This window comes from Candidatus Dormiibacterota bacterium, assembly GCA_035544955.1.
Lineage (GTDB): Bacteria > Chloroflexota > Dormibacteria > CF-121 > CF-121 > CF-13.
Genome location: DASZZN010000051.1, coordinates 79,875 through 102,473, shown reverse-complemented (window position 1 = coordinate 102,473; position 22,599 = coordinate 79,875). Strand labels below are relative to the sequence as shown.

The following is a 22,599-nucleotide window of genomic DNA, read 5'->3' as shown; positions in this document are numbered from 1 at the left end:
TCTCGGCGGGGAGAAGATGTCAGGACATTCAAAGTGGTCGTCGATCAAGCACAAGAAGGCCCTCACCGACGCCAAGAAGGGCCAGCAGTTCACCAAGATGGCGCGAGAGATCAGCCTCGCCGCCCGCGAGGGCGGGGGCAACCCCGACGGCAACTATCGCCTCCGCCTGGCGATGGAGAAGGCCCGCGACGTCAACATGCCGCAGGACAACGTCGTGCGCGCCATCAAACGTGGCACGGGTGAGCTGGGCGGCGCCACGCTCGAGGAACTTCGCTTCGAGGGCTATGGCCCGCATGGCGTGGCGATCATGGTCGATACGCTGACCGACAACCGCAACCGCACCAGCGGTGAAATCCGGAACCTCTTCAGCCGGGCTGGCGGCAATCTGGGCGCCACCGGTAGCGTGGCCTGGATGTTCACACGGCAGGGCCAGATCGTCATCGACGCCAACGGTCGCGACCCGGACGAGATCGGTCTGGAGGCGATCGATATGGGCGCCAGCGACGCGCGCGTCGACGGCAAGGCGGTCGACGTCGTCACCGATCCGGCCAAGCTCGAGCCGGTCCAGCAGGGCCTGAAGAAGAAGGGCTACAAGATCGACTCGGCGGAAGTCACCATGAACGCCTCGCAACTGGTTTTGCTGAATGAGGCGACGGCTCCCTCCATCCTCAAGCTCCTGGACGCGCTCGAAGAGCACGATGATGTGCAGTCGGTGTACTCGAACATGGATGTTCCGGCGGACGTCCTGGAACGCATCAGCGAACGTGTCTAGGTGGTAACCACCAGCGACGGACTCGTGGTCCTGGGCATCGACCCGGGCCTGGCGGACACCGGCTACGGCGCGGTCCGCCGGCAGAACGGACGCCTTTTCCTCATTACCTGCGGGACTGTCAAGACGCCCGCGAACATCTCGGAACCGAAGCGGCTGGGCATTCTCGCCGAGCAGCTTCGCGCACTGATGGCGGAATTGCGCCCCCGGGCCGCGGCCTTCGAAGAACTCTTTTTCAGCAAGAACATCCGCACCGCCATGGCGGTCGGCCAGGCGCGCGGCGTCGCGCTCCTCTCCGCCGTGGAGGCCGGCGCGGATGTTCATGAGTACACGCCCAACCAGGTCAAGCTCTCGGTCACCGGCTACGGGGGCGCCACCAAGGGCCAGATGCTGAAGATGGTCCAGTCGCTGCTTGCCACTCGCGAGCTTCCCCGTTCGGACGATGCAATCGATGCCCTGGCGGTCGCGATCTGCCACCATCACAGCGGCCGCCTTCGGATGATCACCAGCCGTGCTCCCGCTGGGGTCCGCGTTTGATCGCAACCCTCGAGGGCGTCCTGGCCCAGCGAGGTTCCGACTCGGTGATCGTCGACGTCCACGGCGTCGGCTACCTGGTGACCGTGGGCACCCGCACCCTTGCCGAGTTGCCGCGCGCTGGTGAGCGTGTCCGTCTGCACACCTATACGTATGTGCGTGAAGACGCGCTCGGCCTCTTCGGCTTTCTCACCCAGGACGAGCTGACGTTCTTCAAACTGCTGCTCTCGGTCAAGGGAATCGGCCCGAAGGCGGGGCTCGGGATCCTCAGCCGGGCCGAGCTGCGCGTGCTCAAGCGGGCGGTGCTGCAGGAGGATGCGGCCCTGCTTGCCACGGTGCCAGGCATCGGCCCGAAGACCGCCGCCCGGGTCGTCCTCGAGCTCAAGGGGAAACTCAAGGATGAGTTGTATGGCGAGGAGGCGCGGGTACCGGCCGGGTCCGGTGGCGATGCCGTCGCCAAGGCCCTCGAGGTGCTGACCGGCCTGGGCTACACGCCCGCTGAGGCAAAGGAAGCGGTCCGGCAGGCGACCGCCGGCAACGGCGGCAGCCACTCGGTCGAGCAGCTCGTGACCGTTGCCCTCAAAGGACTGGATCGCGGATGACCGACCGCATCATCACCGGCGAGGAACGCACCGAGGACCAGGAGTTCGATCGCAGCCTTCGCCCACGCCACTTGAGCGAGTTCATCGGGCAGGATGGGGTCAAGGCGAACCTGCAAATTCTCATCGCGGCAGCCAAAGGCCGAGACGAGCCGATCGAACACATCATGATCGCCGGGCCACCAGGCTTGGGCAAAACGACGCTGGCGAACATCATGGCGAACGAGATGGGGGTCAGTATTCGGACTACGTCGGGTCCGGCGATCGAGCACCAGGGCGCGCTCGCCTCCATGCTGACCAACCTTGAGGACCGCGACATCTTCTTCATCGATGAGATCCACCGGCTCGCCAGACCGGTCGAGGAGTCGCTCTACCCGGCGATGGAGGACTTCAAGTTCGACTTCGTCAGCGGCAAGGGCGCCGGCGCCCAGTCGATTCGCCTCCAGCTGCCGCGCTTCACCGTGATCGGGGCGACCACCCGGCAGGGCATGCTCTCGGCCCCCCTGCGGGACCGCTTCGGCGCCACTTACGCGCTCTACTTCTATGGGGCCGACGAACTGTTCGCGATCGTCATCCGGTCCGCCGCCTTGCTCAAGGTCACGATCGACGATCCAGGCGCCCGCGTCATCGCCAGCCGGGCTCGCGGGACGCCGCGAGTCGCGAACCGGCTGCTACGGCGCGTTCGTGACTTTGCCCAGGTACGGGCTCAGGGGCGGATTGACGAGCGGATCGCCTTCGACGCCCTGGCCATGCTCGAAGTCGACGAGCTCGGTCTCGACACCATCGACCGGCGGATCCTCCGCACCATCGTCGAGAAGTACGAGGGGGGTCCGGTCGGGCTCGACACCATCGCGGTGTCGGTATCGGAGGATCCGGAAACGGTCGAGGACGTCTATGAGCCCTTCCTGATGCAGCTCGGCTTCCTCGCCCGAACGCCCCGCGGCCGAGTGGCGACCAAGCTCGCCTACGACCATCTCGGCCTGGTCAAGGCGAGCAGCAGCGAGCAGCCTCGACTCTTCTAGTCTCAGTCCCGGGGTGAGGACTGCTGACTTCGACTACGAGCTGCCAGCGGAGCTGATCGCCCAGCAGCCGCCCGACGAGCGGGACGCGGCACGCATGATGGTTCTCGATCAATCGGGTGGCACGCTTGATCGCACCGTCGGGGATCTACCGCGCTACCTGGAGACCGGCGACGTCCTGGTGCTCAACGACAGTCGCGTGCTGCCGGCCCGGCTGATCGGGCGGCGACGCGACGGGGGAGAGGCGGAGGTGCTGCTCCTGCGCCCGCTGCCCGAGGGAACGCACCGCTGGGAAGCGCTGATCCGGCCGGCCCGCCGGCTCGGGGTCGGGTCGCGGGTGAAGTTCGAGAACTCGGCGTTGGCCGTCTCCGTCGAGGGGCGGGACGGGGAGACCGCAACGGTCCGGCTCAATGGCGTCGCCGATCCGCTTGCCGAAGTCCGACGGATCGGCCAGATGCCGACGCCGCCGTACATCAAGGAGCGACTCCGCGACCGCGAGCGTTACCAGACGGTGTACGCGCGCGCGGAAGGGTCAGCGGCCGCGCCCACGGCGGGCCTGCACTTCACGCCCGCGCTTCTGTCGGCGCTCCGCAACCGCGGCGTGGCCATCGCGTTCGTGACGCTGCATGTCGGTCTCGACACCTTCCGGCCGGTGCGGGTCGACGACGCGGTTGAACACCGAATCCATCGCGAGTGGTACCGCATCGACGAAGACACGGCCCGTGCCATCAACGAGGCACGCCGGCTGGGCAAGCGGGTGGTTGCCGTCGGCACCACGTCCGTCCGGGTGCTGGAGAGTGCCGCCCACGACAAGGGCGTCACGGCGGGGGAGGCATGGACCAGCCTGTTCATCCTGCCCGGCTACCGGTTTCGGGTCGTCGACGCAATGCTGACCAACTTTCATCTGCCGAAGAGCACGCTGCTGATGATGGTCAGCGCCTTTGCGGGGCGCGACCGGATCCTGGCGGCCTACGCGCGGGCGATCGAGCGGCGCTACCGCTTCTACAGCTTCGGTGACTGTATGTTGATCAGCCCGTGAGCTTCGAGCTGCTGGCGGAAGAAGGTGGTGCGCGGCGCGGGCGCTTGCACACCTCCCACGGCGTGATCGACACCCCGGCGTTTATGCCGGTCGGCACTCAGGCGACGGTCAAAGCGCTCACGCCCGACGAGGTGCGCGAGTTGGGAGCGCAGGTGCTGCTGGGCAACACCTACCACCTCGCGCTCCGCCCGGGCGCGGATCGGATTGCCCGCCTTGGTGGCCTGCATCGATTCATGGGCTGGGAGGGCGCCATCCTGACCGACAGCGGCGGGTTCCAGGTGTTCAGCCTCGATCACCTGGTGAAGGTGAGCGACGACGGCGCCACGTTCCGCTCGCACCTCAACGGGAGCGAGCAGCGCTTCACGCCCGAGTCGGTCATGGCGATCCAGCGCCAGCTGGGATCGGACATCGCGATGGCGTTCGACCAGCCGGTCTCCTGGCCGGCAGCGAACGCGATGGCCCGGGTGGCCATGGAGCGAACGCACCAATGGGCAGAGCGCTGTCTGACGGCGGAGGCGGCTCCCGGTCAGCTCCGCTTCGGGATCGTCCAGGGTGGGTTCGACGACGAGCTTCGCCGGGAGAGCGCCGCCGTCCTCGGTCAGCTGCCGTTCGACGGCTTCGGCGTCGGCGGGCTGAGTCTGGGGGAACCGAAGATTGTCACCTACCGGTTGCTCTCGTTGCAGACGGCGATCCTGCCGCGCGACCGCCCGCGCTACCTGATGGGCGTGGGCACGCCCGCCGATCTGGTGGAGGCGATCGGTCGGGGCATCGACATGTTCGACTGCGTGCTGCCGACCCGGATCGCCCGCAACGGATCGATCCTGACTCGTGGCGGCCGTATCAACCTTCGCAATCGCCAGTTCATCGAGGACCACGGTGCGCCGGACGACGGTTGCGACTGCTACACGTGTCAGCGCTTTTCACGCGCCTACCTCCGCCACCTCTTCATGGCCGGCGAAATCCTCGGCCACCGGCTGGCGTCAATTCACAACTTGAGGCTGCTGGTGCGACTCGTGGCGCAAATCCGCGAGACGATTGGCACCAGTGGATTGGATCAGGCGATGACGTCGCTGCGTAACCAGTGGGCGCTCGCGCCGCTACCGTGACGACCCCCACCCTGCCCTCCCCCAGACGGGGAGGGAATCTAACGGTTTCTCATCGGGCCTCACCTATACTTTCCCTCGCATGCGCGTCGATCGTCGACTCCTGGCACTGATTGCCGTCGTTGCCGTGATTGCCATCTTCATCGACGGGTTCGCCTACGTCTACCGGCTGGCCACCAACCAGCCCCTGACCGGGCCGATCCGCGGCATTCCGACGCTGTCCATCCCATTCCTGGGCTTCGACCAGCAGATCTTCGTCCACAAGGGCCTCGACCTTCAGGGCGGCACGCATCTCGAGCTCGAGATCACCAATGTGCGTTCCGGGATCACCCAGCAGGCGGCCCGCGACATTGCGGTCTCGATCATCGAGCGCCGCGTCAACAGCAGCGGGTATGCGGAATCGGTCGTACGGCCGGAGGGTCAGAACCGGATCATCGTCGAGTTGCCGGGCGTGGACCTGGAGCAGGCCAAACAGATCCTGGGCAAGACCTCCTACCTGACAATCTGGAAATGGGAGCCCGGGACGCCCGATGCCGCGACCCTGCAGCAGCTGAATCCGACTGATGCTCAGAAGTACTCCGGGTACAAGCCCGTGTACACGGGCATCGACGGCAGCATGATCACCAACGCCAGCCGCTCGACGGATCCCAACACCAACCTCCCCGACGTCACGATCTCGTTCAATGGACCAGGCAGCGACATGTTCTGCGCCTTTACGCGCGACCGCGTCACGCATCCGCAGGGTGACCCGCAGAACAAGCTCGCGATCTTCATCGACAAGAACCTGGTGGAAGACGCGAACGTCATCAGCGAGATCTGCGGCGGCAGCGCCATCATCACCGGCGGCTTCACCGCCGCCAGTGCGCAGGCCCTGGCCATCCAGCTCAACTCTGGAGCCTTGCCCGGCACCGTCTCGCTCGCCTCGGCAACCGAGGTCGGCGCCACCCTCGGCGCCTCGACCGTCAAGCTGAGCTTGCTGGCGGGCGCCTTCGGGCTCACCATCGTCATCCTCTTCATGCTTCTCTATTACCGGCTCCCGGGCGTGGTGGCGAGCATCGCGCTGCTGCTTTACGCGGCGATCGCGCTCGCCATCTTCAAGCTGTTCGGCGTCACGCTGACGCTCGCCGGCCTGACCGGGTTCATCCTCTCGGTCGGAATGGCGGTCGATGCCAACGTCCTGATCTTCGAACGCGTCAAGGAAGAGTTACGGGCGGGCCGGACACTGGGTGCCGCGATGGAGGCCGGCGTGCATCGGGCCTGGCCAGCGATCCGCGACTCCAACATTTCGACGCTGATCACCTGCTTCGTGCTCTATTTCTTCGGTGCTCCCCTCATCAAGGGATTTGCTATCACGCTGGCGATCGGCGTCGCGGTCAGCATGTTCTCCGCTGTTGTCACTACCCAGCAGTTCCTGCAGATCCTCGCCGGACTGCGGCCGGCTCGACGGCTGGCCTTCTACGGCGTCTCGGCGCCCAAGGCCGCCTGAGGGGGATCCGCTAGATGGACATCGTCGGCCGGCGCAACTGGTACTTCCTCCTGTCGCTGGCGATCATCCTGCCCGGGATCATCTCGATGGCACTCTTCGGCTTCCGGTTGGGGATCGACTTCGCCGGCGGCGACCAGTACAACCTGGCCTTCACCCGGCCGGTTCAGGCCTCGGTCGTCCAGAAAGAGATGGACACGTTCAATGTCGAGGCGACGGTGCAGCAGGCCGGGCCCAACGGCGTCCTGATCACGACCAAACCGCTCTCCTCCGCGCAGGAGACGACCATCCGGGCCGACCTCGCCCAGAAATTCCCGCTGGACCCATCCAAGTCGAGCTACGCGCAGGTCGGTCCGACGATCGCCAGGGAGCTGGTCGTGGGATCGGGTGGCCTGATCGCGATCGCCTCCATCCTGATCGTCATCTACCTGAGCTTTCGCTTCAACTACAAGTTCGCCGTCTGCGCCATCCTCGCGCTGCTGCATGACGTCTTCCTCTTGACGGGCATCTACTCGATCCTCGGCAAGGTCTTCAACTTGCCGCTCGGCGAAATCAATACGCTGTTCGTCACGGCCGTGCTCACGGTGATCGGTTTCTCGGTCCATGACACGATCGTCATCTTCGACCGGATCCGCGAGAACCTGCGGCAGGCGAGCCGCCTGACCTTCGAGCAGAACGTCAACCTGAGCATCATCCAGTCGCTCGCCCGATCGCTGAACACCTCGATGACGGTCGTCTTCGTCCTGGTCGCGCTGTTCCTGATCTCGCCGCAAAACATCAAGGGCTTCACGTTGGCGCTACTGATCGGCATCGTCAGCGGCACCTACTCATCGATCTTCAACGCGAGTCCCCTGCTCGTGGTCTGGAGGCGGCTCGACCCACGGTAACGGAGTCCTATACTCAGGAGCAAGTGAATACGAACTGTGCAAAGCGGGGCCGTCGGCCCTTTTTCTTTTCCTGGTGACCCCGCCAACAACGAATCAGCTCGATCAGATCCGGGAATTGATCATGCCGACCCTCAGCTTCCTCGGCTACGAGCTGTACGACCTCGCCGTCGCCGGCAGCGGCGCCTCCACGACCCTGCGAGTGCGCATCGACCGATCCGAAGGCGTGACGCTCGCCGATTGCGAGCGGGTGAGCAAGTCGGTCAGCGCCTTGCTCGACCAGGCCGATCCATTCCCCACCCGCTACGAGCTCGAAGTGTCCTCGCCGGGCGCCGAGCGTCCGTTGCGCAACCTCGACGAGTACCGACGCTTCATCGGCCGGCGCGCGAATGTCCGTTACCGCCTGGGCGACAGCGAGCAGGTTGCCGAAGGACGGCTCACCGCCGTGTCTGACGACATGATCGAGCTGCAACTGGGGGAGGGCAAGCATCTGAGGACGGTCGCAATCCCGCTGGTGGATATCGTCTCCGCCCGGTTGGCGATCGACTTGTCGCGGCGCTGATGCTGAAATCAGACTTCCTCAAGGCGCTCGACCAGGTTCAGGAGGAGAAGGGGATCTCCAAGCAATCACTCCTGAGTCTGATGGAAACCGCGCTGGCCACCGCCTACCGGCGCGCCTTCAATCCGCCGGAGAACATTCGCGTGCATGTCGATCCGGATACGGCCCAGATCGCCATCTTTGGCCGGCGCCGGGTGGTCGAGATGGCGACCGATCCCGCAACGGAGATCAGCCTCGAGGACGCGATCAAGCTGGGCCCGGCCTCGCTCGGCGACCTGATCGACGTCCCGCTGCCGACCGAGGATTTCGCACGCCTGGCGGCGCAAATCAGCAAGCAGGTGGTCTTCCAGCGTTTGCGGGACGCGGAGAAGGACCAGGTGCTCAAGGATGTTCTCGAGCACAAGGGCGAAATGGTGAGCGGCATCGTCGAGCGGGTCGTGGAACGACCCGACGGGCGCACGATTTATATCGAGTTGGGAAAGGCAGAGGCCGTGCTGCCACCTGAAGAGCAGATTCCCGACGAAACGATTCGGGTCGGCCAGCACCTAAAGGTCCTGTTGCTGGAGGAACGCAAGCGAAGCCGCGGGGCGCAGGTCCTGGTGTCGCGGGCGCATAAGGCGTTGGTTCGGCGCCTGCTGGAGTTCGAGATTCCGGAGCTGACGTCGGGTGCGGTCGTCATCCGCGCCCTGGCGCGTGAGCCCGGCGTCCGAACCAAGGTCGCGGTCTCCGCCAACCAGGATGGCATCGATCCGGTGGGCGCCTGCGTCGGCCCGCGTGGCGTGCGCATCCGAAGCGTGGTTGGCGAACTGGGGTCGGAGCGCGTCGACATCATCCCCTGGGCGGACGACCCTGGCCAGCTGGTGGCGAACGCGCTCAGTCCGGCCCAGGTCCTAAACGTGGACATCGACCGGGACTCGCGAACCGCCACCGCCCACGTGCCGGAGAACCAGCTCTCCCTGGCGATCGGCAAGGATGGCCAAAACGCCCGGCTGGCGGCCAAGCTGACCGGGTGGAGGATCGACATCAAGCCGACGGTGGAAGGTGGGGCAGGCCCCCACCCTGACCCTCCCCCGCAAGCGGGGGAGGGAAATGTCCCAGGGACGATGGAGGCTAACGGCGGCGCGTCCTGAGCCGCTTCGCAGCTGCGTCGGCTGCCGCCAGGTCAAGCCCCGGTCGGCCCTGCATCGGCTGGCGATGGTGGATGGGACGCTCGTGGTCGATCCGCGTCGGGTTGCCGGCCGGAGCGCCTACCTTTGCCGCGAGGGGGCCTGCTGGGAGGCGGCGCAGAAGCGACGGGCGCTCGACCGGGCACTCGGCTCCACGGTCACGGCGCAAGATTGGGAGCGGCTTCGGCAGGGAATAATGACCTGAGTCCACCGCCTGGCAGGGGGACTCAGGCTATTATTGCCAGTTGAATTGCAAAGGATAGGTCACTCATAGCTACAACAACTCGCGGTATCAAGGTTCAGCAGCTCGCCCGCGACCTCGGCGTCGAGGCCCGGGATATCCTCGATTTCCTGCGCCCGACCCGCCACGCACCACGCCACGCCATGGCGGTGCTGACGCCGGAACAGGAGTCGTCCGTGCGCACCCAGTTCGCGGCCGGCCAGGCCGCTGAGGCGAAGAAGGCGGTCGCCGAAGGCAAGGTTCAACTGCCCCCGACGCTCTCCGTCAAAGAGCTGGCGGAATACCTGGACGTCAAGACGGTCGACATCATCAAAGAGCTGATGAAGAACGGTGTCATGGCGAACATCAACCAGCAGATCGATTTCGAGACGGCTGCCATCGTCGCCGACAGCTTCGGGGTCCAGGCCAGCCCGATGGCCATGGATTCGGCGATCGCCGAGGAAGTCGTCGGCGAAGGTGAGGCCACCCAGGTCAAGCTGACCACGCGTTCGGAGCTCTTCAGCACCGATGGCGAAGCGGCCGAGAACCTGAAAGTCCGGCCGCCAGTGGTCACCGTCATGGGTCATGTTGACCATGGCAAGACCTCGCTGCTCGACGCCGTGCGCGAGACCAAGGTGGCCGCCGGCGAAGCCGGTGGGATCACCCAGAGCATCGGCGCCTACGTTGTCGAGGAGAAAGGGCGGCGCATCGTCTTCCTCGACACCCCCGGTCACGAAGCGTTCACCGCCATGCGCGCCCGCGGCGCGCAGGTCACGGACGTTGCCGTGCTCGTGGTTGCTGCCGATGACGGCGTCATGCCGCAGACGGTCGAGGCGATCTCGCATATCAAGGCGGCCCAGGTGCCGATCGTGGTGGCGATCAACAAGATCGACAAGGAGGGCGCCAACCCCGATCGGGTCAAGCAGGCCCTCTCCGAGCAGGGTCTCGTGCCCGAAGAGTGGGGTGGGCAAACCGTCATGGTGCCCGTCTCCGCCAAGCAGAAGACTGGGCTCTCTGAGCTGCTCGAGATGATCCTTCTCGTTGCCGACCTTCAGGACCTCAAGGCCAACCCGGCCAAACTGGCCGCCGGCACCGTGATCGACGCCCACCTGGAGAAGGGCCGCGGCCCGGTCGCGACCGTGCTCGTGCAGAGTGGCACGCTTCGGATCGGCGACAACCTCGTGGTCGGGCACATCTTCGGCAAGGTGCGCGCGCTGCTCGATGATCGAGGCAAGAAGATGAAGGAAGCCGGGCCGGCGACGCCGGCCGTTGTCACCGGCCTGCCCGATGTGCCCACCGCGGGCGATATCTTCCAGGTGGTCTCCAGCGAGAAGGTCGCGCGGACCATTGCGGGCCAGCGAGCGGAGCAGTACCGTGTCGCGACCCTGGCGCAGACGCGCCGGGTCACGCTGGCCGACCTGTCGGCGCAGATCGGGAAGGGCGCCGTCAAGGACCTGAACCTTGTCATCAAGGGCGACAGCAATGGCTCGGTGGAGGCGCTCAAGGGCTCGTTGCTCAAGATCCAGGACCCCCAGGTGCAGATCAAGATCGTCTTCGAGGGTGTCGGCACCGTGACGGAGTCGGACATCCTGCTGGCGGCGGTCTCCAACGCGCTCGTCATCGCTTTCAATGTCAAGTCCGACGCGCTCGCCCAGAAAGCGGCCGAGCGGGAGAAGGTCGACATTCGCAGTTACGACGTCGTCTACAACGTCACCAACGACATCGAACGCGCCATCAAGGGGCTGTACGAGCCCACCTTCGTCCAGGTCTGGGAAGGCCGCGCCGAGGTGCTCACGCCGATCAAAATCCCGAAGCTGGGCATCATCGCCGGCTCGCGGGTGCTGGACGGCAAGATCACGAGCGGGTCTCTCGCCAAGATCCTGCGGGACAACAAGCCGATCCACGAAGGCCAGATCGCGGGCCTCAAGCGCTTCAAGGACGACGTCCACGAGGTGCTGTCCGGACTGGAGTGCGGCATCCGGGTCGACGGCTACCAGGACTTCCAGCAGGGCGACGTCATCGAGTCCTACCAGGTCAAACAGGCGTAATCCGACGCGCCCGCTTAAGGTCGGCTTCCAGCTGCCCGAGGTGGAGCGCGAAGTCCGCTGGCCGGAAATCGTCGCCATGACCCGACTCGGCGAGCAGCTGGGCTTCGATTCGGTGTGGGTGGGCGATCACCTGCTCTATCGTGACGAGATCCACGGAGCCAGGGGTCCGTGGGAGGCCTGGACGACGCTGGCCGGCATCGCCGCCGCGACGAGCCGGATCGCGATTGGGCCGTTGGTCGCCTGCACCAGCTTTCACAATCCGGCGATGCTGGCCAAGCTGGCCGCGACCGTCGACGAGATCAGCGGTGGACGTCTCATCCTCGGGTTGGGTGCGGGATGGAACGAGACGGAATATCGGGCGTTCGGCTTTCCCTTTGACCGGCGTGTCGCGCGATTCGCCGAAGCCTTCACCATCATTCGCTCCCTGCTGCGCGAAGGCCGCGTCGACTTCGCGGGAGAGTTCTATTCGGCTCGAGACTGCGAGCTCCTGCCGCGGCCGCGTCCAGGCGGACCACCGCTGATGGTGGGGTCTATTGGCGAGCGGATGCTGGAGCTCACGGTACCGTACGTCGACAGCTGGAATGCGTGGTACAGCTGGACCGGCAATCGACCCGATGGCGTCGCACCGCTGAGGGCGAAGGTCGACGCCGCCTGCACAGTGGCCGGACGTACGCCGAGTGACGTAGAACGTACGGTCGCCGTTCTGGTTCGGTTGCCCGGCGCGGCCGACCAGCCTCGCGAGGCTGATGCCTCGGAGCACGTGACACCGCTCGAAGGGAGCGCTGACGATCTTGCGGACGCCCTGCTTGCCTACGCGCGCGAAGGAATCGGCCACGTGCAGCTGGTCATCGATCCGATCACCGAAGCGTCGATCGAAGCCCTAGCTCCGGTGTTGGAGAGGCTCGACGCCAGAACCTGAGATCGATCCGAAGAGGATCGTTCGCGAGGGCTATGACCGGATCTCGTACGAATATCGCGACGACTTGGGCCGGGGACCATCACAGGACAACCTGGGCGAGCGGGCGTCGCGGCCTGGGTATGAAATGTGGCTAGCCGAAGTCACACCGCTTCTCAAAGACGGCGATCCGGTCCTCGACCTCGGCTGCGGTTGTGGAGTCCCAGCAACCGCGATATTGGCGGAAAGATTCTTGGTGACCGGCGTCGATATCTCGCCGGTCCAGGTCGAGCGGGCTCGTCGGTTGGTACCCGCGGCTCAGTTCCTCTGCCAGGACATGTCTGAGGTTGCGTTCCCGGCCGAGAACTTTAGAGCAATCGTGTCGTTCTTCGCGATCATTCACGTCCCTGTAGAAGAGCAGCCCGGAATCTTTCGGAAGCTGAGTCGCTGGCTCAGATCGGGTGGCTACCTGCTAGCGACAGTGGGGAGCGGTGCCTGGACGGGAACCGAGGAGAACTGGCACGGCGCGCCCATGTACTGGAGCCATGCCGACCGGGAGACCTACCTCGCCTGGGTCAAGGACGCCGGGTTCGAGGTTCTCTGGACGCGGTTCATTCCCGAAGGAACGGGTGGGCATACCCTGCTTTTGGCGAAAAAAGCCCCTACCGGTACCCTGCCCAGAGGGGGAGGCTGATTGAGGGACCGTCGCCGGCGCGGAAGGGAGAGCGATTCGCGGTTCATACAATGAACATATGGGCACTCATAGAGTTGAACGCGTCGCCGCACAACTACGCGAAGAAATCAGTCAGATCATCATCCGCGACCTCAAGGATCCCCGGATCGGGATGGCGACGATCAGTGAGGTGAAGCTCAGTCCTGACCTTCGCAATGCGACGGTCAAGGTGAGCGTCGTCGGCGAGGACGATGCGCGCCAGGCTGCGATCGACGGGTTGGATCACGCGAAAGGTTTCATCCGGCGGGAGCTGGGCTCCCGTCTCTCGAACCTGCGGTTCGCCCCCGACCTGCATTTCCAGCTCGATGAGGGCGTCGCCTATAGCGTCCGAATGAGCCAGCTTTTGCGTGAAGTTCAGCAAGGGGAACCAAACGCCGGCAGCTGAGCTCGCTCCACCGCGCCCCGAGGTGGCCGAGCTGGCGCCTCGGATCTGGCAGGTGATCGACGACGTTCCAGTCGTGACGGCGGTCACGCATAAAGATGCGGACGGCGACACGCTCGGCTCGGCCCTGGCTCTCGCTCTCGCGCTGGAGCCGATCGGGAAGGCCGTGCCCGTGCTCTCCTCGCCGCCCGTGCCGGGTGCCTGGTGGTTCCTCCCCGGCATCGAGCGCGTCAACCAGCAGGCGCCGCCGGCTGGCACCCCTGTCTTCATCTTCGATGCGAGCGATGCGTCGCGTGCCGGCAGCTACGAGCCGGTGGTGACGCAGGCGCGGGTGGTGGTCAACGTCGATCACCATGTCTCGAACACGCGCTTCGGCACCATCAACCTGGTGCTCACCGACGCCGCCTCCACGGGCGAGCTCGTCTACGACCTGCTCAAGGCCTGGAAGATCGACATTCCGCCGGGTGCCGCGTCCTGCCTGTACGCCACGATCCTTTCTGACACCGGCGGCTTCCGACACGACAACACCTCGGCGCAGGCACTGCGCGCCGCGGCCGAGCTGGTGCAGTTCGGCGCAGATCCGGTCGCGATCGCCCGCGGGCTCTTCAAGAGCCGGCCGGCCTCGTCGCTACGGATGCAGGGGCGGATCCTCCAGGGCCTGCATTACGAGTTCGGCGATCGCCTTGTCTGGGGATCGATCAGCCAGGCCGGGCTACGGGATAGTGGCGCGACGACGGACCAGGCCGACAGCGCCATCGACCAGCTCAACACCGTCCGCGGCCAGGAGCTCGCGATCCTTTTCAAAGAGGCAGGCCCGCGTCTGACGAAGGTCAGCATCCGGAGTCGCGACCAGGTCGACGCGGCCGAGCTCGCTGCCCGGTTCGGCGGTGGCGGCCACCGACGGGCCGCGGGGATCGAGCTGCCATTGCCGCTCAAGGAAGCGGAGGCCAAGGTGCTCGCCGAAGTCCGTGCGCGCATGAACGACCTCGGGTGACATCGGGCATCCTGAACGTCAACAAGCCGGCCGGACCGTCGTCGTTCGCCGTCGTCCGCATGCTGCGCCGGCTGCCAGGCGTGCGGAAGGCCGGCCACGGGGGCACGCTCGATCCGGCGGCGGATGGGGTCCTGCCGATCCTGATCAACCACGCCACTCGGTTGGCGGACTTCGTGCACGAGTGGCCCAAGAGCTACATGGCAACCGTGACCTTCGGCTTCACCTCCGACACGGGCGACCGTGAGGGCACGATCACCCCGGTTGGCGATCCAGCTGCCATCAGCCGCGAACGGATCGAGGCGGAGTTGCCGGCGTTCGCCGGCCGGATCGACCAAGTGCCACCCATGTATTCGGCGCTCAAGCAGGGTGGGGAGCCGCTCTATCGCAAAGCCCGGCGAGGCGAGGTGCCCGAGCGGCGCGCGCGGCCGGTGGAGATTTTTTCCATCCGTTTGCTTGACTACGACTCGGCGGCCTCGGTCGGCCGTCTGGAAATCAACTCGGGCCGTGGGATGTACGTACGCAGCCTTGCCCAGGACCTGGGCCAGGCGTTGGGGTGCGGCGCCTACCTCTCGGGCCTCACGCGAACCGCGGTTGGCCCTCTGTTGGTGACCGACGCTGTTCCGATGGCGACGCTGGCTGCTGCGGGGGAGGGGTGGACCCGCTGGCTCCTTCCCATGGACCTGCCGCTGCACGACTGGCCGGCGGTGGCGCTGGACGCCGCAGGCGCCGCAGCGGTTCGTCGGGGGCAGGCGGTTCCCGCCCCGGACACGACAGCCGGCCGCTATCGACTCCTCGGCCCCGACGGCGAGCTGCTCGCCTGGGGCGAGGCAGACGCCACCCGGCGAATCCAGCCGCGCGCGGTCTTCATGGGATGACGGCGGTCACCTTCGGCTTTCCCGCCCCCGGCATGCTCGGGCCGAGCCATGCGACGATCGGCAGCTTCGACGGTATCCACCGCGGCCACCAGGCCCTCTTGAAGCCGCTCATCGCCGGCGCGCGCGCGGCCGGTGCCGCCAGCGTGCTGGTCACGTTCGATCCCCATCCGCGGTGCGTGATCGACCCGGATCATTGCCCGCCGCTCCTCACGACCCTCGAAGAGAAGACCTGGCTGCTGGATCAGCTCGGCCTCGATCACGTGGTCGTAATCCCCTTCACGCTAAAGATCGCCGCCCTGAGTGCCGCGACGTTCATGGAGCGGCTCCTGCGGGGCATCGAACTCCGCCGCATGGTGGTCGGCCAGAATCACCGGTTTGGGCATGGCCAGCGTGGCGATCCCGCGTTCTTACGCCGGCTGGGAGCGAGGCACGGCTTCACCGTCGACATCGCCCCCACGGTGCTGCGCGGACGGGAGCCCATCAGCAGCTCGCGGATCCGGCGCCTGGTCCTGCTCGGCCAGCTTCGGGCCGCCGCCCAATTGCTCGGTCGGGGCTACTTCATACGCTCTAGCGTGGAGCACGGCGTCAAGCGCGGCCGCCAGCTCGGGTTTCCCACTGCCAACATGCGCATCGAACCCAATAAGCTGATCCCCCCGAATGCCATCTACGCGTCTCGGGTCGATATCGCCGGCCAAACGTATGGGGGCGCAACTAGCGTCGGCGTCCGCCCGACGTTCGGCGGGAACACCCTCACGGTCGAGGTCTTCGTCGTCGACTTCGAGGGTAATCTGTACGACAAGCTGATCACGGTCTGGTTCCTGCAGCGGCTCCGCGCGGAGAAACGGTTTGCCACGGTCCCAGCGCTGCAGCAGCAGATGGCCCGCGACGTCGAGAACGCCAGGCGTATCCTCGCGGTCCCGTCTGGGAGACGCCGCACCTGACCGCGCAGAAGCCGCCGCTCGTGATCGTCAACCCCTCGGCGGGTGGCGGACGAGCCCGCGGCTTCTGGCGCCGCTGCGCGACCGCGTGCGCCGGTATGGCTTTCGATGTGGTCGAGACCGCTCGGCGCGGCGATGCTGCCGACTACGCGGCGGCGGCCGGCGATCGACTGGTAGTCGCGGTGGGTGGCGATGGGACCGCTCATGAGGTGGTCAACGGCCTGCTCCGACGCCCGGCGGCCCGGCCACCGCGGGTCGGGTTCCTGCAGCGCGGCACAGGCGCCGACCTGCGCCGCAGTATCCCCAGCCCGCGCCGGCCCGAGGACGTTGCCGCGTGGCTGACCACTGATCGCTGGCGCCCGCTCGATGCCGGTCGCCTCTCCACCTCGACGGGGCGGCGCTACTTCATCAATGTCGCGGACGCGGGGATCGGGGCCGAGGTTGTGCGGCGGGCTGCGCGCGGGCCCGCAGCCCTGGGAGGCACCGTGAATTTCCTGGGAGCCGCGGTCATCAGCCTCGCGCGGCATCAGAATGCACCCGTTCGTCTTCGGCTGGACGAGGGCCCGGTGCTGCAGCGTCGGGTGCGCACCATCGCCGTCGCCAACGGGGCCTACCTCGGCGGCGCGATGCGGATCGCCCCCCAGGCCCAACCGGACGACGGCTGGTTCGACGTCGTGACGATTGGCGATGTCGGCCGCTGGCTGGGGATTCGCAGCCTGCCGATGCTCTATCGGGGAACGCACGGACAGTTGTCCCAGGTCGAATTCGGGCGGGCTCGGCGGGTCGAGATCGAGAGCGAGCAGCCGATCGGGGTGGAGGCGGACGGCGAGCTCGCCGGCATGACCCCTGCAGTCTTCGAGATCGTCCCCGGCGCCCTCCAGGTTATTGATTGGCGACCTTCGGGTATACTCTCGGGTGACTCAGCGCGAATGTCCGACTAGCCAACGGCACTCGGGCGAGCAACTTAGGAGGTACACCGACTGGCAACGAGCATCAAAGCGGGCGTCATCGAGGCGAACCGCCTCAATGACAAGGACACCGGATCGTCCGAAGTCCAGATCGCCATCTTCAGCGAACGGATCAACCACCTCACCGACCACCTCAAGACGCACGCCCACGACCACAATTCGCGGCGCGGGCTGCTCCAGCTGGTCGGCAAACGCCGCCGGCTGCTGAACTACCTGCAGCGCACCGACATCGAGCGCTACCGGGCTGTCGTCGCGAAGCTCGGGCTACGGAGGTGATGGCCTAGAGCCATAGACCCCTTGCCCGGGCGGGGCCACCTCGCAGAGGGTTAGAGATTGGTGTGCGGAGAAAGGGTTCCTTTTCTTCGAACCCCAACCCCTAACCCGCAATACAGGAACCGCCTGGGCCGATTGCCAACTATTTTTTGTGCCGCGATTTCCGCGGCCCCAGGAGGATTCGTGAATACAACACAACTCGAAATTGGTGGGCGGACGCTGACGGTCGAGACCGGTCACGTCGCCCAGCAAGCATCCGGCGCGGTCACCGTGCGGATGGGCGACACCATGCTGCTCGTCACGGCCGTGATGGCCTCGACGCCGCGGGAAGGGATCGACTTCTTCCCGCTCACCTGCGACTACGAAGAGAAGCTCTACGCGGCCGGCAAGATCCCGGGCGGGTTCATCCGCCGCGAGGGACGCCCCAGCGAGCAGGCGATCCTCAACAGCCGCTTGATCGACCGACCGATCCGCCCGCTGTTCCCCAAGGACTTCCGAAACGACGTCCAGATCGTGGCAACCGTGCTCTCCGTGGACCAGGACGCCGACCCGGCAACCATGGCCATCAACGGCGCCTCGCTGGCGCTGTCGATCTCGCCGATCCCCTTCCAGGGCCCGATCGGCGCCGTCCGCATCGGCTTGCTCGACGACCAGCTGGTCGTCGGTCCGCCGATCAACCGCCTGGCCGAAAGCAAGCTCGACCTGGTCGTGGCCGGCACCCGGGAAGCCATCATCATGGTGGAAGCCGGGGCCAAGGAAGTGCCCGAGGAAACCATCGTCGAGGCACTGCGACTGGCGCATCGCGAGATCGTTCGGATCTGCGAGATGCAGGACGCTTTCGCCCGCGAAGTCGGCAAGCCAAAAGTCACCGTTCCGGAAAGCCCCAAGGACCCCGAGGTCGACGAGGCGGTCGACCGCTTCCTCGCCGAGCGGCTGGACCAGGCGCTCTTCAATCCCAACAAGGCGCTGCGCGAGTCCGCACTCGACGATCTGAAGAAGGAGACCGTCACCGAGCTTGGCCCGCAGTTCGCGGACCGGCTGCCGTACCTATCGAAGAGCTTCGAGGCTAAGGTCAAGCAGCGCGTGCGCGGCAAGATCCTCGCCGAGGGCGTACGTCCGGACGGGCGCAAAACGACCGAGATCCGGCCGATCACGTGTGAGGTGGGCATCCTGCCCCGCACCCACGGCTCGGCGCTGTTCACGCGGGGTCAGACCCAGGCGCTCAGCATCGTCACCCTCGGCTCGATCGGTGACAAGCAGAAGCTCGATGGGCTCGGCCTCGAGGAGTTCAAGCGCTTCATGCATCACTACAACTTCCCGCCCTTCAGCGTGGGCGAGGCTCGGCCGCTCCGCTCGCCGGGGCGGCGGGAGATCGGCCACGGTGCGCTTGCCGAGCGGGCGCTTCTGCCGGTCGTGCCGACCGAAGAGGAGTTCCCTTACACGATCCGGCTCGTCACCGAGATCCTCTCGTCCAATGGCTCGACCTCGATGGCGAGCGTATGCGGCTCCAGCCTGGCGATGATGGACGCCGGCGTCCCGACCAAGGGCCAGGTGGCCGGGATCGCGATGGGCTTGATCACCGGTGATGGGAAGGTCGCCGTTCTCAGCGATATCCAGGGTGTCGAGGATGCTCTGGGCGACATGGACTTCAAAGTGGCCGGTACCCGGCAGGGTGTCACCGCCATGCAGATGGACATGAAGATCAAAGGCATCAGCATCGACACCATGGCCGGCGCGATTCAGCAGGCCAAGGAAGGCCGCCTCTTCATCATGGACAAGATGGACGCGGCGCTGAGCCAGCCGCGGGACGCCATGTCGCAGTACGCGCCGCGAATGGTCACCGTCCAGATCCATCCCGACAAGATCCGCGAAGTGATCGGCCCCGGAGGCAAGATGATTCGCAAGATCATCGAAGACTCGGGGGTCACCAGCATCGACATCGAGGACGATGGCCGGGTCGTGATCGGCTCGGTTAACGGCGACTCGGCCGCCAAAGCCGAACAGTTGATCCGCGACCTGACCGGCGAGGTCGAGGTGGGAAAGAACTACCGCGGCAAGGTAGTTCGCATCATGCCCTTCGGTGCCTTCGTCCAGATCATGCCGAACCAGGACGGTCTGGTCCACATCAGCCAGCTGGCTGAGGAGCGCGTCGAGCGGGTCGAGGATGCGGTCAACGTCGGCGACGAGATCGACGTCAAGGTGACCGAGGTCGATCGCCAGGGTCGCGTGAACCTTTCGCGCAAGGCCGTGCTGCAAGAGGCCAAGGGCATCACGAACGGGGACTGGGTCGTGACCGATCGTGATCGGGGCGGCCCGCGTCGCGAAGGCGGCGGCGGTGGCTATCGCCCGGGTGGCGGCGATCGTGGCCCGCGCCGGGACTTCGACCGCGCCGGCGGCCGTGGACGAGACAACCGCAATTAGGCATTAGGCCTGTGGAAAAACTGTATGCCGGGGCTCCCGTCCCGGCATACAATGAGCCCCGGTTTGGATTTCGTCGACCTGCCGAGCCTGAGCGCGGCGGTCCACAATTGCCGGCGTTGCCCGTTAGGTCATTCGCGAACCAAGGCGGTGCCCGGGGTTGGCCCGGCCAAGGCGCGGATCGTGATCGTCGGCGAGGCGCCCGGCCAGAACGAGGACCTGCAGGGCGAGCCGTTCGTCGGGGCGGCGGGCAAGCTGCTCGACCAGTTGCTTCGCGGTATCGGCCTCTCGCGCGGCGACGTCTTCATCACGAACATCCTCAAGTGCCGGCCGCCGGGAAACCGGGATCCGCAGCCCGCCGAAGCGGAGGCCTGCTCGCCCTATCTCGAGCAGCAGCTCCGGCTGATCAAGCCCGAAGTCGTCCTGGTGCTCGGCCGGCACGCGCTGGCGCGCCTCTTGCCGGGATATGAGTCGATCTCGCGCCTTCATGGGAAAGTGGTCACCAGGGACGCGGTGACCTACATCCCGGTCTACCACCCCGCGGCGGCTCTCTACAACAGCTTCCTGATGGGCCCGCTGGAGCAGGACTTCAAGGCCGTGAGGGCGCATCTCGACCAGGCGGAAGAGCGGCGGCAGGCGCTCGCCGTGGCGGCGACGCCGATCCCCAAGCCGGAGGAGCAGCTCACCCTTTTTGGCTAAGCAGCCCAGGTTGCGCGCCATTCCCCTCGGGGGTTTGGGCGAGATCGGTCGCAACATGATGGCACTCGAGTACGACGAGAACATCGTCGTCATCGACGCCGGCCTCATGTTCCCCGAGGAGGAGATGCTCGGCGTCGACCTGGTGCTGCCGGATGTCACCTACCTGCAGGAGCGGAAGGACAAAGTGCTCGCGTTCCTGCTGACCCACGGCCACGAGGACCATGTCGGGTCGCTGCCCTACATCCTGCCCAAGGTTTCGGCACCGATTTACGGCAGCCGCCTCACGCTGGGCTTCATCAAGAACAGGCTGCGCGAGCACAAGCTTGTCGAGCAGGTCGATCTACGCGAGATCAAGGCCGGCGACGTCGTCGAGCTCGGCCCCTTCAAGGTCGAGTTCATCCATGTCGCGCACAGTATCCCGGACACCACCGCGCTCGCCATCCAGACGCCGGTCGGCATGGTGATCCATACGGCCGACTTCAAGATGGACCAGACGCCGGTCGACGGCAAGCCGACAGACATGGCGCGTCTGTCGCACTTCGGGAACCACGGCGTGATGCTGCTGATGTCGGACAGCACCAACGCCGAACGCGACGGCTTCACCCCCTCCGAGCGCACCATCGGGGAGGCCTTCCAGGAGCTGTTCGGGCAGTGTCCCGGCCGGATCATCATCTCGACCTTCGCGTCCAACATCTACCGCATCCAGCAAGCGCTCAACACCGCGGCCCGCTACAAGCGCAAGGTGGCGGTGATCGGCCGCTCCATGGTGAACAACCTGACGATCGCTCAGGAGCTTGGCTACATCCAGATGCCCGGCGACATCCTGATCAAGGTTCAGGACATCAACAAGGAGCCTGATGATCGGCTCGTCATCCTGTCGAGCGGTAGCCAGGGTGAGCCCCTTTCCGCCCTGACTCGGATCGCGGCCCAGGAGCATCCGCAGGTGAAGCTGAAATCGGGTGACACCGTCATCCTCTCGGCGACGCCGATCCCGGGTAACGAGGAACTGGTCTCGCGCACGATCAACAACTGCTACAAGCACGGGGCGCGGGTCTTTTACTCCGCCCGCAACCGCGTCCATGCCTCGGGGCATGCGAGCCGCGAGGAGCTCAAGCTGATGCTGAACCTGGTGCGGCCCAAGTTCTTCATGCCGGTGCACGGAGAGTTCCGCCACCTGGCGCTGCATTCGGAGATCGCCCAGGAAGTCGGCATCAGCAAGGACCATGTGATCGTGACGGACGACGGGAACACCGTCGAGCTGAGCGACAGCCTCCCGCATTTCGGCAACAAGGTCCCGGCGGGCTACGTTTTCGTCGACGGGTTGGGGGTTGGCGATGTCGGTTCTGTAGTCCTACGCGACCGGCACATTCTGTCGCAGGATGGCATTTTCATCGTGATCGTGACCGTCGACAAGGACACCGGCCAGGTGGTCTCCGGTCCCGATCTCATCTCGCGCGGCTTCGTCCATCAACAGACCTCGGATGCCCTGCTCGAGTCGGCCCGGCAGCAGGTGCTCGCCACCATCAATAAGCCGGGGCGCGGCAACCCGGAATGGCAGGTCATCAAAAACTCGATCCGGGACTCGTTGAGCAAGTTCCTCTACGAGCAGATGCGGCGGCGGCCGATGATCATCCCGATCGTCGTCGAAGTCTAAGTCGAGCTCGAGCTCAGCCGCCTTCCAAGGCAAAGCGCCCCGTGTTTCAATATGTGAGTGCCCTACCGTCGGTTGGACGATCGGCAGCTGTGTCATTAATGGGAGCTTGAGAGCCTTATTGCATTCGAGGAGGTAAACGTATGGCTAATACACAAGGCGATGGCGGATCGAACACCGCGGTGGTCGCCATCTTTGCGATCGTCGTAATCGTGTTGGTGCTGGGGTTTCTGTTCCTCGTCCATCCGTTCGGCTTTTTCAGCACGGGGAGCGGCACGACGCAGACGACGGCATCGCCATCGGTAGCGGCATCGGTGCCGGCGTCACCGTCGAAGTCGCCCTAGGTCAGA

General features: G+C 65.8%; 24 protein-coding genes. All 24 read left to right on the top strand.

Annotated features, from left to right (window positions below; translation table 11 throughout):
- Positions 1 to 16: 16 nt before the first annotated feature.
- The 24 genes from VHK65_18595 (at position 17) to VHK65_18480 (ending at position 22,593) form a co-directional block, all read left to right on the top strand.
- On the top strand, positions 17 to 772 hold the full coding sequence (locus VHK65_18595; protein HVS08161.1) for a YebC/PmpR family DNA-binding transcriptional regulator: 756 nt from the start codon (positions 17 to 19) through the stop codon (positions 770 to 772).
- The gene (gene ruvC, locus VHK65_18590) at positions 773 to 1,306 is read left to right on the top strand and encodes a crossover junction endodeoxyribonuclease RuvC (protein ID HVS08160.1); all 534 of its coding nucleotides are present in this window, start codon (positions 773 to 775) and stop codon (positions 1,304 to 1,306) included.
- Positions 1,303 to 1,905 (top strand): Holliday junction branch migration protein RuvA, encoded by a 603-nt coding sequence (ruvA, locus tag VHK65_18585; protein HVS08159.1) that lies wholly within the window; start codon positions 1,303 to 1,305, stop codon positions 1,903 to 1,905. The genes ruvC and ruvA overlap by 4 nt, the downstream gene beginning before the upstream one ends.
- Positions 1,902 to 2,924, top strand: coding sequence for a Holliday junction branch migration DNA helicase RuvB (ruvB, locus tag VHK65_18580; GenBank protein HVS08158.1), 1,023 nt, complete (start codon positions 1,902 to 1,904; stop codon positions 2,922 to 2,924). Before ruvA ends, ruvB begins: the two co-directional genes overlap by 4 nt.
- A gap of 13 nt (positions 2,925 to 2,937) precedes the next feature.
- The gene (gene queA / locus VHK65_18575; GenBank protein HVS08157.1) at positions 2,938 to 3,960 is read left to right on the top strand and encodes a tRNA preQ1(34) S-adenosylmethionine ribosyltransferase-isomerase QueA; all 1,023 of its coding nucleotides are present in this window, start codon (positions 2,938 to 2,940) and stop codon (positions 3,958 to 3,960) included.
- Positions 3,957 to 5,066, top strand: coding sequence for a tRNA guanosine(34) transglycosylase Tgt (gene tgt, locus VHK65_18570; GenBank protein HVS08156.1), 1,110 nt, complete (start codon positions 3,957 to 3,959; stop codon positions 5,064 to 5,066). Before queA ends, tgt begins: the two co-directional genes overlap by 4 nt.
- Positions 5,067 to 5,145: 79 nt before the next feature.
- Positions 5,146 to 6,549, top strand: a complete 1,404-nt coding sequence (gene secD, locus VHK65_18565) for a protein translocase subunit SecD (GenBank protein ID HVS08155.1) — start codon at positions 5,146 to 5,148, stop codon at positions 6,547 to 6,549.
- A 14-nt stretch (positions 6,550 to 6,563) separates the two neighbouring features.
- Positions 6,564 to 7,433 (top strand): protein translocase subunit SecF, encoded by an 870-nt coding sequence (gene secF, locus VHK65_18560; GenBank protein HVS08154.1) that lies wholly within the window; start codon positions 6,564 to 6,566, stop codon positions 7,431 to 7,433.
- A 73-nt stretch (positions 7,434 to 7,506) separates the two neighbouring features.
- Entirely contained in the window at positions 7,507 to 7,992 is a 486-nt protein-coding gene (gene rimP / locus VHK65_18555) for a ribosome maturation factor RimP (protein HVS08153.1), read from the top strand.
- Entirely contained in the window at positions 7,992 to 9,119 is a 1,128-nt protein-coding gene (gene nusA / locus VHK65_18550; protein HVS08152.1) for a transcription termination factor NusA, read from the top strand. Before rimP ends, nusA begins: the two co-directional genes overlap by 1 nt.
- Positions 9,079 to 9,360, top strand: a complete 282-nt coding sequence (locus VHK65_18545) for a YlxR family protein (protein HVS08151.1) — start codon at positions 9,079 to 9,081, stop codon at positions 9,358 to 9,360. Before nusA ends, VHK65_18545 begins: the two co-directional genes overlap by 41 nt.
- Positions 9,361 to 9,539: 179 nt before the next feature.
- Entirely contained in the window at positions 9,540 to 11,423 is a 1,884-nt protein-coding gene (gene infB, locus VHK65_18540; protein ID HVS08150.1) for a translation initiation factor IF-2, read from the top strand.
- A 40-nt stretch (positions 11,424 to 11,463) separates the two neighbouring features.
- A complete protein-coding gene (locus VHK65_18535) occupies positions 11,464 to 12,342 on the top strand; it encodes an LLM class flavin-dependent oxidoreductase (GenBank protein HVS08149.1) in 879 nt (292 codons plus the stop codon).
- Between the two features lie 124 nt (positions 12,343 to 12,466).
- On the top strand, positions 12,467 to 13,012 hold the full coding sequence (locus VHK65_18530) for a class I SAM-dependent methyltransferase (GenBank protein HVS08148.1): 546 nt from the start codon (positions 12,467 to 12,469) through the stop codon (positions 13,010 to 13,012).
- A 58-nt stretch (positions 13,013 to 13,070) separates the two neighbouring features.
- A complete protein-coding gene (gene rbfA, locus VHK65_18525; GenBank protein ID HVS08147.1) occupies positions 13,071 to 13,436 on the top strand; it encodes a 30S ribosome-binding factor RbfA in 366 nt (121 codons plus the stop codon).
- Positions 13,399 to 14,427: a DHH family phosphoesterase gene (locus VHK65_18520; protein ID HVS08146.1), complete on the top strand. Its 1,029-nt coding sequence runs from the start codon at positions 13,399 to 13,401 to the stop codon at positions 14,425 to 14,427. Before rbfA ends, VHK65_18520 begins: the two co-directional genes overlap by 38 nt.
- Positions 14,424 to 15,302, top strand: a complete 879-nt coding sequence (truB, locus tag VHK65_18515; GenBank protein ID HVS08145.1) for a tRNA pseudouridine(55) synthase TruB — start codon at positions 14,424 to 14,426, stop codon at positions 15,300 to 15,302. Before VHK65_18520 ends, truB begins: the two co-directional genes overlap by 4 nt.
- Entirely contained in the window at positions 15,299 to 16,243 is a 945-nt protein-coding gene (locus VHK65_18510; GenBank protein ID HVS08144.1) for a bifunctional riboflavin kinase/FAD synthetase, read from the top strand. Before truB ends, VHK65_18510 begins: the two co-directional genes overlap by 4 nt.
- Positions 16,244 to 16,263: 20 nt before the next feature.
- Complete coding sequence (locus VHK65_18505; protein ID HVS08143.1) at positions 16,264 to 17,181, top strand: diacylglycerol kinase family protein; 918 nt, start codon at positions 16,264 to 16,266, stop codon at positions 17,179 to 17,181.
- Positions 17,182 to 17,220: 39 nt separating this feature from the next.
- Positions 17,221 to 17,484 carry a 30S ribosomal protein S15 gene (gene rpsO / locus VHK65_18500; GenBank protein ID HVS08142.1) on the top strand — a complete coding sequence of 88 codons (264 nt, stop codon included), beginning with the start codon at positions 17,221 to 17,223 and terminating at the stop codon, positions 17,482 to 17,484.
- A gap of 180 nt (positions 17,485 to 17,664) precedes the next feature.
- Positions 17,665 to 19,902, top strand: coding sequence for a polyribonucleotide nucleotidyltransferase (locus VHK65_18495; GenBank protein HVS08141.1), 2,238 nt, complete (start codon positions 17,665 to 17,667; stop codon positions 19,900 to 19,902).
- 147 nt (positions 19,903 to 20,049) lie between these two features.
- Complete coding sequence (locus tag VHK65_18490; protein ID HVS08140.1) at positions 20,050 to 20,598, top strand: uracil-DNA glycosylase; 549 nt, start codon at positions 20,050 to 20,052, stop codon at positions 20,596 to 20,598.
- Positions 20,591 to 22,252, top strand: coding sequence for a ribonuclease J (locus VHK65_18485; protein HVS08139.1), 1,662 nt, complete (start codon positions 20,591 to 20,593; stop codon positions 22,250 to 22,252). Before VHK65_18490 ends, VHK65_18485 begins: the two co-directional genes overlap by 8 nt.
- Positions 22,253 to 22,392: 140 nt before the next feature.
- Complete coding sequence (locus VHK65_18480) at positions 22,393 to 22,593, top strand: hypothetical protein (protein HVS08138.1); 201 nt, start codon at positions 22,393 to 22,395, stop codon at positions 22,591 to 22,593.
- The last annotated feature ends 6 nt before the right edge of the window (positions 22,594 to 22,599 follow it).

What these genes read in the sequence shown, in the direction of transcription:
- VHK65_18595 (HVS08161.1), top strand. Translation starts at nt 17, where the DNA reads ATGTCAGGACATTCAAAGTGGTCGTCGATCAAGCACAAGAAGGCCCTC.
- ruvB (HVS08158.1), top strand. Translation starts at nt 1,902, where the DNA reads ATGACCGACCGCATCATCACCGGCGAGGAACGCACCGAGGACCAGGAG.
- secD (HVS08155.1), top strand. Translation starts at nt 5,146, where the DNA reads ATGCGCGTCGATCGTCGACTCCTGGCACTGATTGCCGTCGTTGCCGTG.
- secF (HVS08154.1), top strand. Translation starts at nt 6,564, where the DNA reads ATGGACATCGTCGGCCGGCGCAACTGGTACTTCCTCCTGTCGCTGGCG.
- nusA (HVS08152.1), top strand. Translation starts at nt 7,992, where the DNA reads ATGCTGAAATCAGACTTCCTCAAGGCGCTCGACCAGGTTCAGGAGGAG.
- VHK65_18545 (HVS08151.1), top strand. Translation starts at nt 9,079, where the DNA reads ATGTCCCAGGGACGATGGAGGCTAACGGCGGCGCGTCCTGAGCCGCTT.
- infB (HVS08150.1), top strand. Translation starts at nt 9,540, where the DNA reads ATGGCGGTGCTGACGCCGGAACAGGAGTCGTCCGTGCGCACCCAGTTC.
- VHK65_18530 (HVS08148.1), top strand. Translation starts at nt 12,467, where the DNA reads ATGTGGCTAGCCGAAGTCACACCGCTTCTCAAAGACGGCGATCCGGTC.
- rbfA (HVS08147.1), top strand. Translation starts at nt 13,071, where the DNA reads ATGGGCACTCATAGAGTTGAACGCGTCGCCGCACAACTACGCGAAGAA.
- VHK65_18510 (HVS08144.1), top strand. Translation starts at nt 15,299, where the DNA reads ATGACGGCGGTCACCTTCGGCTTTCCCGCCCCCGGCATGCTCGGGCCG.
- VHK65_18480 (HVS08138.1), top strand. Translation starts at nt 22,393, where the DNA reads ATGGCTAATACACAAGGCGATGGCGGATCGAACACCGCGGTGGTCGCC.